This window comes from Flavobacteriaceae bacterium HL-DH10 (assembly GCA_031826515.1).
GTDB lineage: Bacteria > Bacteroidota > Bacteroidia > Flavobacteriales > Flavobacteriaceae > Thalassobellus > Thalassobellus suaedae.
Map to the genome: position 1 here is coordinate 770129 of CP134536.1, position 12989 is coordinate 783117.

The 12989-nt window shown below is 31.7% G+C and carries 14 protein-coding genes and 1 tRNA gene; 7 read left to right on the top strand and 8 right to left on the bottom strand.

Features of this window, described 5'->3' with window-relative positions:
• Positions 1–63: 63 nt before the first annotated feature.
• Complete coding sequence (locus tag RHP49_03365) at positions 64–483, bottom strand: (4Fe-4S)-binding protein (GenBank protein WNH13302.1); 420 nt, start codon at positions 481–483, stop codon at positions 64–66.
• A 116-nt stretch (positions 484–599) separates the two neighbouring features.
• Between RHP49_03365 and kynU the strand changes: the two genes are divergently transcribed.
• The 5 genes from kynU to RHP49_03390 all read left to right on the top strand — a co-directional run bounded on the left by kynU (position 600) and on the right by RHP49_03390 (position 6195).
• Entirely contained in the window at positions 600–1874 is a 1275-nt protein-coding gene (kynU, locus tag RHP49_03370) for a kynureninase (protein WNH14370.1), read from the top strand.
• Positions 1875–1919: 45 nt separating this feature from the next.
• Positions 1920–3362: an NAD(P)/FAD-dependent oxidoreductase gene (locus tag RHP49_03375; GenBank protein ID WNH13303.1), complete on the top strand. Its 1443-nt coding sequence runs from the start codon at positions 1920–1922 to the stop codon at positions 3360–3362.
• A 417-nt stretch (positions 3363–3779) separates the two neighbouring features.
• Positions 3780–4316 carry a 3-hydroxyanthranilate 3,4-dioxygenase gene (locus RHP49_03380; GenBank protein ID WNH13304.1) on the top strand — a complete coding sequence of 179 codons (537 nt, stop codon included), beginning with the start codon at positions 3780–3782 and terminating at the stop codon, positions 4314–4316.
• A 155-nt stretch (positions 4317–4471) separates the two neighbouring features.
• Positions 4472–5554, top strand: coding sequence for an amidohydrolase family protein (locus RHP49_03385; protein ID WNH13305.1), 1083 nt, complete (start codon positions 4472–4474; stop codon positions 5552–5554).
• Positions 5554–6195: an O-methyltransferase gene (locus tag RHP49_03390; GenBank protein ID WNH13306.1), complete on the top strand. Its 642-nt coding sequence runs from the start codon at positions 5554–5556 to the stop codon at positions 6193–6195. The genes RHP49_03385 and RHP49_03390 overlap by 1 nt, the downstream gene beginning before the upstream one ends.
• Before the next feature lie 72 nt (positions 6196–6267).
• Here RHP49_03390 and RHP49_03395 read toward each other — a convergent pair whose 3' ends face one another.
• From RHP49_03395 to RHP49_03410, 4 genes are all read right to left on the bottom strand, one after another.
• Positions 6268–6555, bottom strand: a complete 288-nt coding sequence (locus tag RHP49_03395; GenBank protein ID WNH13307.1) for a twin-arginine translocase TatA/TatE family subunit — start codon at positions 6553–6555, stop codon at positions 6268–6270.
• A 115-nt stretch (positions 6556–6670) separates the two neighbouring features.
• Positions 6671–8935: a M1 family metallopeptidase gene (locus RHP49_03400; GenBank protein WNH13308.1), complete on the bottom strand. Its 2265-nt coding sequence runs from the start codon at positions 8933–8935 to the stop codon at positions 6671–6673.
• Between the two features lie 118 nt (positions 8936–9053).
• Positions 9054–9557: a peptidase E gene (locus tag RHP49_03405; GenBank protein WNH13309.1), complete on the bottom strand. Its 504-nt coding sequence runs from the start codon at positions 9555–9557 to the stop codon at positions 9054–9056.
• 130 nt (positions 9558–9687) lie between these two features.
• Complete coding sequence (locus tag RHP49_03410; GenBank protein ID WNH13310.1) at positions 9688–10488, bottom strand: carboxypeptidase-like regulatory domain-containing protein; 801 nt, start codon at positions 10486–10488, stop codon at positions 9688–9690.
• 106 nt (positions 10489–10594) lie between these two features.
• On the opposite strand from RHP49_03410, the gene pepE reads away from it, so the two are divergent.
• On the top strand, positions 10595–11302 hold the full coding sequence (gene pepE / locus RHP49_03415) for a dipeptidase PepE (GenBank protein WNH13311.1): 708 nt from the start codon (positions 10595–10597) through the stop codon (positions 11300–11302).
• Between the two features lie 32 nt (positions 11303–11334).
• Here the strand turns inward: pepE and RHP49_03420 are convergent.
• Positions 11335–11407: transfer RNA gene (locus RHP49_03420), tRNA-Gly, on the bottom strand.
• Positions 11408–11454: 47 nt separating this feature from the next.
• Positions 11455–11880: a GNAT family N-acetyltransferase gene (locus RHP49_03425; protein ID WNH13312.1), complete on the bottom strand. Its 426-nt coding sequence runs from the start codon at positions 11878–11880 to the stop codon at positions 11455–11457.
• Positions 11881–11969: 89 nt separating this feature from the next.
• Between RHP49_03425 and RHP49_03430 the strand changes: the two genes are divergently transcribed.
• On the top strand, positions 11970–12440 hold the full coding sequence (locus RHP49_03430) for a GNAT family N-acetyltransferase (protein ID WNH13313.1): 471 nt from the start codon (positions 11970–11972) through the stop codon (positions 12438–12440).
• A gap of 134 nt (positions 12441–12574) precedes the next feature.
• On the opposite strand, the gene RHP49_03435 is transcribed toward RHP49_03430, so the two are convergent.
• Entirely contained in the window at positions 12575–12976 is a 402-nt protein-coding gene (locus RHP49_03435) for an ankyrin repeat domain-containing protein (GenBank protein ID WNH13314.1), read from the bottom strand.
• Between the last annotated feature and the right edge of the window lie 13 nt (positions 12977–12989).

Here is a 12989-nt window from a genome sequence, read left to right on the forward strand (position 1 = left end):
ATATATTAAAAGCGCTTCAATCAATGGTTGAAGCGCTTTTGCTTTTTATAAGTTTATCTAAAATCAGCCTTTAAAATTATGTTTAACATGTGCCCCATCACAAAAAGGCTTATTACTAGATAATCCGCATCTACAAAAAGCAGTGGTTTTATTTTTAGTTTCTGAAGATCCATCTTTATGAGTAATACTCAATGTACCATAAACTAATAAAGGACCATTTTCTAATACTTCAACCTTAGTTTCTAAAATTTCAGCAGTTTTATCATTTCTATTATTCATATAAAAACTTAATGCACCAGAAGGGCAAGATTTTACTTGATTTACTATAGCCTCTGTTGAGGCTGCATCCATTCTAACCCAAGGTCTAACTTTTGGTCTAAAAACCATAGGAAGACCTTTTACACATATTGCTGAATGTATACACTTTTCAGCTTCCCATACTACAGTTACTTCGCCATTTGAATACTCTTTAATCTTAGCCATTTTTTTAAGTTTTTACTAAATATACAAAAAAAGGATATTTTGATTTAGTAGAATTTACCAATTCATTTCTAAGTTTATAATTCTTATTTTTGTTAGAAACAGAAAAACCACACACCTTGTCCGACTATAAATTAGGTCTAGAGTACGCTTTGCAACAAGACCAAAACGATGACTTAAAATCGTATAGAAATCAATTTTATATTCCTAAAGATAAAAAAGGAAATGATTTGATATACATGACAGGGAACTCACTCGGTCTTCAGCCAAAATCAACAAAATATTACGTAAACCAAGAACTTGAAGATTGGGCAAATTTAGGTGTTGAAGGGCATCTAGAAGCTAAAAATCCATGGCTGTCTTATCATGAGTTTTTAACAGAAAGCATGGCAAAAGTTGTTGGAGCTAAACCCATTGAAGTTGTTGTAATGAATACACTTACAGCAAATTTACATTTTATGATGGTATCATTTTACCAACCAACCAAAGCACGCTATAAAATATTGATTGAAAGTGATGCGTTTCCATCTGACAAGTATGCTGTTGAATCTCAATTACGCCATCATGGGTTTGATGATAAAGCAGGATTAATTTTATGGAAACCTAGAAAGGACGAAGAATTATTAAATTACGCCGATTTAGAAGCTATTTTAGAAGCACAAGGCGACGAAATAGCGCTAATTATGATTGGTGGTGTAAACTATTACACAGGACAATATTTCGATTTAAAACGCATTACCAAACTTGGGCATAAACATGGCTGTAATGTTGGGTTTGATTGTGCACATGGCGCTGGTAATGTGGCACTAGATTTACACGATTCTGGAGCTGACTTTGCCGTTTGGTGCACATACAAATACCTAAATTCGGGTCCAGGAAGTTTAGCAGGTTGTTTTGTACATGAACGACACGCTTACAATAAAAAACTCAACCGATTTACAGGTTGGTGGAGCCACAACAAACAAACCCGTTTTAACATGCGTGATGAATTTGATCAATTGCCTGGTGCCGAAGGCTGGCAATTGAGTAATCCACCCATATTATCAATGGCTGCTATTAAAGCTTCTTTAGATATGTTTAACGATGTTGGTTTTGAAAACCTTATTGAAAAATCTAAAAAGCTAACTGGCTATTTCGAATTTCTTTTAAAACAATTAGGAAAAGATACTATTAGAATTATCACACCTAGTAACCCTGAAGAACGCGGTTGCCAGCTATCTATTCAAGTAAAAAATGCAGATAAAACATTGCATGATAAATTAACAGAAGTTGGTGTTATTAGCGACTGGAGAGAACCCGATGTGATACGCTGTGCGCCAACACCATTTTATAATTCGTTTGAGGATGTGTATCGATTGGTTGAAAAATTAAAAAATATATTAAGCCCATCCTAACCTTCTCAAAGGGAAGAAACTAAGATAGATTCACTTGCAAAAAATATGGAAAAACAAACTAAAAAAGTCCTTTCCTTTGGAAAGGATTTAGGAAAGGCTCACCAAAACATACTCATTATAGGGGCAGGACTTTGTGGAAGCCTACTCGCTTTACGTTTAGGGCAACGTGGATACAATGTATCTGTTTACGAAATGCGCCCCGATTTGCGTAAAGTAGATATTAGCGCAGGACGTTCTATAAATTTAGCATTTTCTAATCGTGGCAATAAAGCCATGAAACTGGTTGGCATTGAAGATAAAGTAAAAGCACTCTGTATTCCCATGAACGGTCGTATGATTCATGATAAAAAAGGCAATACGTCCTTATCAAATTATAGCGGACAAGATTATGAATACATTAATTCTATTGCTCGTGGTGATCTTAACGCATTGTTATTAGATGAAGCTGAAAAACATGAAAACGTCAATATCTATTTCAATAAAAAATGCAAATCGGTTGATTTTGAAAAAACAACAGCTCTATTTCAAGATTACCAAACCAAACATGAATTTATTGAAGATGCCGATGTTATTATTGCTACGGATGGAGCAGGCTCTGCTATGCGGAAGAGCTACTATTTAGGCAAGAAATTCTTATTCAGCTTTTCGCAAGACTATTTAACACACGGTTATAAAGAACTCAGTATTTTACCAAAAGCAAATGGTGATTATAAAGCTTATAAAAACGCGCTTCATATTTGGCCTCGTGGATCTTTTATGCTTATCGCTTTACCAAATTTAGATGGAAGCTTTACGGTGACACTCTTTTTGAGTTATGATGAAGGCGAATACAATTTTAACAACCTAACTACAGAAGTTCTTGTTCTAGAATTTTTTCAAAAAGAATTTCCAGATGCTTTAGCAATAATGCCAAACTTAATTGACGATTTCTTTAAAAATCCCACCGCTCCATTAGGAACTATAAAATGTTCGCCTTGGCATTATAAAGGAAATACGCTTTTAATGGGAGACGCCGCTCATGCTATTGTACCTTTTTACGGACAAGGCATGAATGCTTCGTTTGAAGATGTTGTTGAGTTTGACAACGTATTAGACCAAAACCTTGAAAGCTGGGAAGCAACTTTTACAGCATATGAAAGAGCTCGAAAAAAAGATACCGATGCTATTGCCGATTTAGCTATTGACAATTTTCATGAAATGAAAGACCACGTAGTACATCCTGTTTTTCAAGAAAAACGCAAGTTAGAAATGGCTTTAGAAAAAGAATTTCCTAAGGAATATGCCTCAAAATATTCGCTAGTAACTTTTAATGAAGATATAGGCTACCAAGAAGCCATGCTAAAAGGTCGGGCACAAGACAAGGCTATTTTAAATCTATTATCAGATAAATTAATAACAGTAGATGGTGATTTAAAAACAACATTAGAAAAAATAAAACAAGAAACAAATGCTATTTTAGAAGATGATAGAATTGCTGGATTGAAATAAAAAATTTATTAAAGTCAACTATCTACAAGACAAAACTATAGTAGTATTTAGTTGGTTTCATTTAGAACTAAAAATCAAAATTTTGCATTTAGATTTCCGTTTTCACGGGAATGACAATATCAAAGGAAATTCCTAAGCAAAGGTCTAGTGGATTTTTTTTCGATTAAACCGCTACTAAAAATAAAAGTTTGATGATTTTTTAACAATAAAACACCCGTTTTTATTGTAATTTTATTAGATTGAACAATGCGCGTTAAGGATTGCAGTGGCATCCTTTATGTGAAGCTATATAATTGAAATGCCCTTTAGAAACTAAAAGTTGTATATAATGAGATCCCGAAACAAGTTCGAGACTGCTTCGCAGAAAGATATAACGAAAAGCCTGACCCGATAGGGAAACGCCAAAAACATATAACTATGAGTAAATTAGTGTCTCCTTTAAATTTTAAAGCTTGGATTGAAGAAAACAGACATCTTTTAAAACCGCCTGTTGGTAATAAAGTGGTTTGGAAAGATGCCGATTTTATTGTGATGGTTGTTGGCGGCCCAAACAACAGAAAAGATTATCATTATAATGAAACTCCTGAATTTTTCTATCAGGTTGAAGGCGATATAATTTTAAAAATCATTGATAAAGGCACACCTAAAGATGTTCATATTAAAGAAGGTGATATTTATTTATTACCACCTAAAGTACCGCATTCTCCACAACGTGGGGCAAACACAATTGGTTTAGTCATTGAATACAAACGCCCTAAAGGCATACGAGATGCATTACTTTGGTTTTGCGAAAATTGTGCTACAAAACTTTATGAAGAAGATTTTACGTTAGAAAACATTGAAACCGATATGCCTAAAATTTTCGATAATTATTACAGTGATAAAAACAAACGCAGTTGCCCAAACTGTGGTTTGGTGATGCAGCCACCAAAGAAGGTGAAGATTGAGCAATAAATTTCTGCGAAAGCAGGAATCTCATAATCGATAAAGAAAAATTTAATTTAATAGCTACAACATAACAGTTTAGATAACTATATAATTTTAACCTTTTAGATTCGTAAAATAAACGAACTCTATTTAATAAAATTCCTGCTTTTTCAGGAAATAAGATGAAACGTAAACTTCGTATTAACGGCCATTCTCACTTACTACCATATCCTGAAGAGATACCTGATTTCATGCAAGAAAAAGGCATATTTTGGGTCGATAAAGACCGAAAATTTATGCTTCAAAAAGATTGGAGCAGACCCGTTACCGATTCTAGCTTCTTTCTACATGAAAAGTTAGAATGGATGGATCGTTACAACATTGACCATGCTGTGGTTTTAAACTTATCGCAACTATACGGCAATGGGCTACGTGTTGAAGAAATGAAACAAGCCTTACGCTTTCAAAACGATTTTAATGCACGTATGCAACATGAAAACCCTAGTAAATTTACATGTGGTTTTGTAGTGCACCCCGGTTTTGTACGTAGTGCTTGTTGGGAAATTGAACGCTGTGTTGAAACTCATGGTATGCAGCTTTTATGCTTACCAACACATTACATGGATACCATTGGTACTTGGCGTTGTATTTTTGATGAAGAAAACGAACCTATTTTTGAATTGGCCAATAAATATAATTTAGCTGTTGAAATTCATCCATATGATGGTGAAAAATTTATAAAACTAGAAAACACATCGTGGCGTTTTCATTTAATTTGGATGCTAGCACAATGTGCGGATGCTTATCATTTTTTAACTTTAAATGGATATCAAGAAAAATATCCGAATATGCGAACGTGTTTTGCCCATGGTGGACAATTAGCTCAAATAAATTTAGGACGACGTATTCAAGGTTTTGATGGCAGACCCGATTTATTTGAAGGTAAACACCACCCAAGAAAGGCTGTTGGACACAAAAATATTTTCTTTGACACCTTAGTACATGATACGGGTGGCTTAGAATTACTTATAAAAAACCAAGGCTCTAAGCAAGTCATTATGGGGCTTGATGATCCTTATCCGCTTGGTGAAATGGAAAGCAGTAAACAATCTTCTTACCCAGGAAAAATATTAGACTTAGCTATGAAGCGTAAAATTATAAACCAAACTGAATACAATGCTATTTGGGAGGATAATGTACTACAATGGCTTTGTGGCGATGATGAAACAGCAAAACAAAAACTAATTAATAGAATTTTATCTTAATGTACTTTTTACCAGAAGACTTAGACGATTATGTAGTAGCTCATTCTGAAGCTGAACCTGAATTGTTACAACAATTGACACGTGAAACCTATCAAAAAATATTGCAACCCATTATGCTTAGCGGTCCATATCAAGGTCGTGTATTAAGTATGATTTCTAAATTAAAAAACCCTAAAACTATTTTAGAACTAGGGACTTTTACGGGTTACGCTACCCTTTGTTTAGCAGAAGGCATGCAAAAAGATGGTGAAATACACACGATTGATGTGAATGAGGAATTGGTTGATTTTCAGCGTAAATATTTTGATAAATCTGAATATGGTCATCAAATTCATCAGCATTTAGGCAGTGCTTTAGATGTTATTCCTAAACTTGACAAAACGTTTGATTTAGTTTTTATTGATGCGGACAAACCTAATTATGTCAATTATTTTCATGCTATTATTGACAAACTAAATACTGGTGGTATTATTATATCTGACAATGTGTTGTGGCACGGGAAGGTTATTGAAGTTTTAGATCCCAAAGACAAATCGACTAAAGCAGTTTTAGACTACAATACACTTTTAAAAGAAGACCCTAGAATTGAAACGGTATTACTCCCAATAAGAGATGGTTTAACCGTTAGCAGAAAACGATAACTTTATAAAAAAACCTTACTCACTTTTTACATGAGAACTCACAAAAGTGATTTTATTAACTTATAGTACAGTTTAGAATTTTCGCTTTACTGATCCTGTAAATTCCTCAATATCGTCTTTTACCTTATCAAGTCCTTTTTTAACATCGGAAGTAATACTGGTATCTATACCATTATTTTCGGCTGTTTTAGTGATTTCGTGTTTAATATCATTAGTAGCGTCTTTAAGTGTGCGCATGCCTTTACCCAAACCACGAGCTATCTCGGGCAACTTATCAGCGCCAAAAACCATAATAACAATAAAAAGTATAAATGCTATTTCGGCACCACTAATAAACAAAAATGTAGCTTGTTGTATCACAGTACAAATATAGTGAGTTGTTTTAAGAGAATAAAGAAATATTATTTTTCTTTAACAGTATAAAATCCAAAAGCCAACTTTTTAAGTTGGCTTTTGGATTAATAAAAAAGGACTATTATACTTTTATTTTTTCTTTAAATTTATCAAAACTACTTTCCTCTACTTTTCTTGGCCATAAATTATTAGAAGTATCAACATCTGCAGTTTCTAAATCTGGATCTATTGTAAAATTAGCAATAGCCTTTTGTGTTTTAAAAACTTTAGTAACTTCATTATCATTGTAGCGCCAAATTTGAGCTGGATACATTTTTCTTTCTTTAGTACCATCTTCATAAGTTAGCTGTAAAATTATAGGCATAACCAAACCTCCTGGTTTTTCGAAAGTAACTTCGTAAAAATAATTTGGAGCGTCTTTTAATTCTGCTTTTTGCTTTTCTGTTAAGCTAGACATGTAATTATCTAAAACTTCAAAATCTGAAACATTCTTAGCATCTGCTGGTAAAACCCCCGATTTTTCTTCGGCATAGTAAATAAGTTTACCTTTATAATCATCAAGACTTATATTATAGCTTTTAGCGACATCTTTAGCTTGTTGAGTAGGTTTGTCTGTTAGGTAAAATGTCTTAACTCCTTTTATTCCTATATCACTCACATCTGTTGTATAAAACCAACCTCTCCAAAACCAATCTAAATCCATAGCAGAAGCATCTTCCATCGTTCTAAAGAAATCTGCAGGTGTTGGGTGTTTAAACATCCAACGTTTTGAATAGGTTCTAAAAGCATAATCGAACAACTCTGGCCCCATAATAGTATGTCTTAACATATATAATGCTGCAGCTGGTTTTGTATAAGCATTAGGAGTAAACTGATATACATAATCGCCTTGTGACATAATAGGAGAAATGTGACTTTGATCACCACTCATATATGGTACAATATCTTTTGGCAAATTACCTGTTATGAAATTAGGATCGTAATCTAACTCTGCAAGAGTTTCAACAAATGAGTTTAAACCTTCATCCATCCATGTCCATTGTCGTTCATCACTATTAACAATCATTGGAAAGAAATTATGACCTACTTCATGTGTAATTACACCAATCATACCTCTTTTTAAACGACTGGAATACGAACCATCTGGCTTTGGACGCCCATAATTAAAACAAATCATAGGGTATTCCATACCTTGCCATTCTGAATGAACAGACACTGCTTTACTATATGGATAATCAAATGTAAGTTTAGAATACTCCTCTAAAGTATTGGCAACAACTCTTGTAGAGTGTTCTTCCCAAAGCGGGTTTCCTTCTTTAGGATATAAAGATATTGCCATTACAGTACGACCATTAATATTAACTGCCATAGCATCCCAAATATATTTTCGTGATGTTGCAAAAGCAAAATCTCTAACTCTTTTTGCTTTAAAATGCCAAGTTTTTGTTTTTGTGCTTCTTAGCTTTTCTGCAATTTCAGCCTCTTCTTGAGTGACTACAAATACAGGGTCTTTAAATGATTTTTTAGCTTCATCCAAACGCTTTTGTTGTTGTTTTGTTAAAACCTCTTTAGCATTTTGAAGCTCACCTGTTGCTTCTAAAATATGATCGTCTGGAACGGTTATTTTTACATCAAAATCGCCAAACTCTAAAGCAAACTCACTAGTACCCCAAAATTGCATATTCTGCCAACCTTCAACATTATCATACACACAAAGCCTTGGGTAAAATTGAGCTATTGTGTAATTATTATTACCATCTGGAAAAATTTCCAATCCAGATCTACCACGATCATCTACATTTATATCATTAATATTATAATGCCATGTAACATTGAATTTAAATATTTCACCAGGAGCTAGTGGCTCTGTTAAATTTATACGCATCATGGTTTGATTTATGGTATATGATAAATCTGAACCATCCCCGTTTTTCACACCTTCTATATTAAAACCGCCATCAAACTTTTCTTTTAAATTATTTTTAGTAAAACTCACTGGACCTTCAAATGGTGCATTAAAACTTTCTGACATAACATCGGGTGTTTTAGAATCTCTTGCACGCATATTTTGATCTAACTGCACCCATAAATATTCTAAATAATCTTTAGAATTATTATGATACGTTATTTCCTCATGACCAAAAATTTTATTTTCATCTTCATCCAAACGAATATCCATTACATAGTCTACCTTTTGTTGTGTATAAGCATAACCAGGAGCGCCAGAAGCTGTTCTAGTCTCATTAGGAGTTGCTAAAACATCTTTCATTTGTCTAAATTTGTTCTGATCTGTATGTCCTTGAGACTTTACTTTTTCTTGATTTTGTGCAAATATGCTTGTAGAAATAAAAACCACCGTAAGAAAGCAGTACTTTAATTTTTTCATTATCAATCTTTATTATTACTTATTAAACTTTAGCTTTTAGCCTTTAGCAAAAATGACATTACTAATCACAACTAAAAACGCGCAAAAATAATAAATATTGAAGTTATTTTACACAGTATTAATCAAAATTTAACACTGCAATAGTGTCTTTAACGGTAAGAATGAAACTTTTTTGTTTGGAATTTATTTTTGTTTTAATAATATTTTGCTGTTCTTGAATTAAATCAAACAAAACTTTATTAGTAATTTCAAAAGAATTTATGCTATTTACACCTTGTATTTCTAAATAACATTTCATTATATCATAATCATACTCTTCACCAATAAAATCAAAATCGACTTTTTCTCCGTTAATTTTTATACTTATTTTTTCACGTAAATAACTTTCAATATAGGTGTCAACATTTTTAGGCTTGAGTTCTTCCCCAAAAGTGATATTTGTATCATATCGCTGACGTAGTAAACTTTCAATATCAGAAAGAAACAGTCTTGAGGTTATTTGTAAAGATTGTGTTTCTTCAATATAATCTATTTGAGTTGTACTTATATAATAATCGTGAATGGCTTCAAAAGCAAAAAAAGATAGTGAACAAAATAATATTATAGCTTTCAAAAATTTCATCTTCTAATATTTGATACGAATGTAATGTTTTCAAAAAGTGTTCCAAAAAACATTAATCTATAATTGAACTTAAATTTTCTAAACACCTTCTGTCTGTATTTCATTCTTAAAAAACCAAGATTTTAAAACCTTACTTTGTTAACTTTAAAAATTCTATACTTTTACTATGAAGAAGTTCTAAAAACTCCATTTCATTTCCGTAATTAAGCAATGAAAAATCAAAATCGCTACTTTCTACATAAGCTATAAATTCCTCGACACGATGTTCTGGAATATCAAAATTATCAACTAAAAAATCTGAACCAAAATAATATTTAATAGCTTCTACAGGAACATCTGGAATACCCCTTTCTTTTTTATTACTAGCTTTTGACCTGAATAATGGTAATAATAGTTGATCTACCACATTTATTATATTAAGTCCGTTAACCATAGTAACATGCTGTGTGGGTATAGCTTTATTATCTACTTTTGTTTTATTATCATTTTCAAATTCAAATTCTTCTTTATGTTTTATCCCATAATACAAAGCGTCTAGCTTTGGCTTAAACAATTTTGTTGCTTGCAGATCTGCTTCTAAATTACCTGATAATTTGTTTGGTAACAAAACAATTTCATCTAACCTGTTTATTTCTTCTATTAAAAAGATTTTCATTGTTTTTGAAGCAATAATATCTTTATTTACTTTGAATTTAATATTTTGAAATTGTAAAGCGCTAACCTCAATAATATCATGTAGTCTAACAGTTAATGTAAACTCCCCGTTTTCATTACTAATAGTCCCCTTATTTAGAGATGTATTAAAAATAGTTATACCTGCCACATCATTACTTTCAACCATAATTTTACCTTTCACGTCTATGCTACTAAAAGTTTGAGAGGTCATATTTAATGCTGACAAAATCAAAAAAAGTGTAATAATTTTTTTCATGTTATTTTTTACTCTAATTTAACACTTAAAACTTACTTTAGTATTATTATATATATAAAATTTTGTTATATACTATATTTGCAATCCTTATTCTTAAGAATTAAATATGCGACATATTATTATTGCAAGTACCTCAACAACACATGGAAGTGGTTATCTAGAATATCTTTTAAAAGATTTAGAATTATTTTTTAAAAATACTGAAGAAATACTTTTCATACCTTATGCAAGACCTAGTGGATTATCTCATGACGATTACACACAAATAGTAAAAATCGCATTTTCAAAAATTAACAAAACAGTTAAAGGCATTCATGAATATGAAAACCCAATTGATGCCTTAAAAAAGGCTAAAGGTATTTTTGTTGGAGGTGGTAACACATTTGTACTTACCTATCAATTATACAAAAACAATCTAATTACTTCTTTACAATCTGCTGTTAATAATGGCACGCCCTACTTGGGCACAAGTGCTGGGAGTAATATTTGTGGTCTTACAATAAAAACCACAAACGATATGCCTATTGTATACCCACCAAGCTTTAATGCATTAGCATTAGTTCCATTTAATATTAATCCGCATTATCTAGACCCAGATACTAATAGTAAGCACATGGGAGAGACTAGAGAAATGAGAATTAAAGAATTTCATAATTTTAATACGCAACCAGTTATTGGATTAAGAGAAGGCAGTTGGCTACATGTACAAAATGATTCTATTATTTTAAAAGGGACATTAACAGCACGAATTTTTGAGTATAATCAAATTCCTTATGAAGTTGAACCTAGTACAGAACTAAATATATTAAAATAAAAAAAGCCTCATATTTCTATGAAGCCTTTAAGAGCGAGAGACCGGGTTCGAACCGGCGACATTCAGCTTGGAAGGCTGACGCTCTACCAACTGAGCTACTCTCGCATTAGCGGTTACAAATATATAATCTATTTATTATAATACAAGAAAAATTACAAGGTTTTTATAAAATGAAAGCCTAAAATTTTAAAGCCTTCATTAAAATAAAACTTATGTGACGGAGCGTTAGCAACATAGGTATTTAATTCGACAGATTCATAGCCTTTTTCTTTTACATAATTATAAATCCACTTAAAAAAAGCTTTCCCCAAGCCTTTTCCTCTATAAGCTTCATCTATATAAACATGATCTGGCTCAACACTTCTTCCTGAATAATGCCTAGTACAAAACCACAAGCCACAAACACCTATTAATTTATCATCATCATAAATAACGGCGCATTCATAGTTTTGATCTTTCATTTCAGAAAAACGTTGCTCTAAAACCTCATAAGAAATTCTATTATTATTTAACTTTTCAACCAAAGGAACCACAGCGTTTATACTTTCCTTATCTATAATTTCAAACTTAAATGACATTATTTGTTTTTTATGTGAAGATAAATAATTTCATAATCTCTATCAAATTGAAAAATAATTTTGTTTAAGTTTGAAATTATTACGTAGAAATGAACAACCAATCATATAATAAAAAAGAAAAAGGGTATTCAATAAAAAGAATTGACGCTAAAGAAACGCATCAAGTAAGACACCCCGTTTTAAGAGGAGGCAAACCTATTGAGTCTTGTGTTTTTGATGGTGATAATCTAAACACAACAATTCATTTAGGTCTTTTTGTAAAAGACAAACTAATTGGAGTTTGCTCATTTTTAAAAAACAATCATGATTTAATTTCAGAAACTTCACAATATCAGCTTCGAGGTATGGCTATTTTAAAAGCATTTCAAAATTACGGTTTTGGTAAGGCTATATTAAATTATGGAGAATTATACCTTAAAAATGAAGGCACGAATACTATTTGGTGTCATGCTAGAGAAATAGCTGTTAACTTTTACAAAAAAAATGGATACCAAATAATTGGAACACCTTTTAACATTAAAGATATTGGTTTACATTATATTATGTACAAAACATTATAAAACTTAATAATTAGGCTGATTTTAACCAAAAACAGCTCTAAAAAACATAAAAGTTGAGTCGTCTTAAAACAAAAAAAGCCTTGAAATCAAGGCTTTTTCGAGTGACTAACTCATAACAATTATATAATTTATAATTATTTTTTCTTTTTAGCATCTAAAGCTTCTTTAATAATAACTTTAGCTTCATGAGCGCCATGTAACTGCGCATATTTAGCAGCAGTGAAACCTTTATCCGACTTAGCTTTTAAATCAGCTCCTTTTGAAATTAAAAGTTTTAAAATCTCAGTTCTATTATATTTTGCAGCGTACATAACTGGTGTCATACCATTAGATTTTTCATTAACATTTTCTCCTCTAGCTAATAATTTTTTTACGGTCTCTACATCTCCTTTTGCTATAGAAACACAAAATGAGTTTACTTTAACAGAATAATAGTCTTCAATATTTGTGTTTACTGTTTTGCTAAAAGATGTTGCATTTACTGATACTATTGAAAAGCATAATGCGATTGCGGAAATAATGATTGTTTTTTTCATGATGAAAGATTTT

What these genes read in the sequence shown, in the direction of transcription:
- RHP49_03425 (WNH13312.1), bottom strand. Translation starts at nt 11,880, where the DNA reads ATGTCATTTAAGTTTGAAATTATAGATAAGGAAAGTATAAACGCTGTG.
- RHP49_03380 (WNH13304.1), top strand. Translation starts at nt 3,780, where the DNA reads ATGAGTAAATTAGTGTCTCCTTTAAATTTTAAAGCTTGGATTGAAGAA.
- RHP49_03400 (WNH13308.1), bottom strand. Translation starts at nt 8,935, where the DNA reads ATGAAAAAATTAAAGTACTGCTTTCTTACGGTGGTTTTTATTTCTACA.
- RHP49_03375 (WNH13303.1), top strand. Translation starts at nt 1,920, where the DNA reads ATGGAAAAACAAACTAAAAAAGTCCTTTCCTTTGGAAAGGATTTAGGA.
- RHP49_03410 (WNH13310.1), bottom strand. Translation starts at nt 10,488, where the DNA reads ATGAAAAAAATTATTACACTTTTTTTGATTTTGTCAGCATTAAATATG.
- RHP49_03390 (WNH13306.1), top strand. Translation starts at nt 5,554, where the DNA reads ATGTACTTTTTACCAGAAGACTTAGACGATTATGTAGTAGCTCATTCT.
- RHP49_03365 (WNH13302.1), bottom strand. Translation starts at nt 483, where the DNA reads ATGGCTAAGATTAAAGAGTATTCAAATGGCGAAGTAACTGTAGTATGG.
- RHP49_03430 (WNH13313.1), top strand. Translation starts at nt 11,970, where the DNA reads ATGAACAACCAATCATATAATAAAAAAGAAAAAGGGTATTCAATAAAA.
- pepE (WNH13311.1), top strand. Translation starts at nt 10,595, where the DNA reads ATGCGACATATTATTATTGCAAGTACCTCAACAACACATGGAAGTGGT.
- RHP49_03435 (WNH13314.1), bottom strand. Translation starts at nt 12,976, where the DNA reads ATGAAAAAAACAATCATTATTTCCGCAATCGCATTATGCTTTTCAATA.
- RHP49_03405 (WNH13309.1), bottom strand. Translation starts at nt 9,557, where the DNA reads ATGAAATTTTTGAAAGCTATAATATTATTTTGTTCACTATCTTTTTTT.
- RHP49_03385 (WNH13305.1), top strand. Translation starts at nt 4,472, where the DNA reads ATGAAACGTAAACTTCGTATTAACGGCCATTCTCACTTACTACCATAT.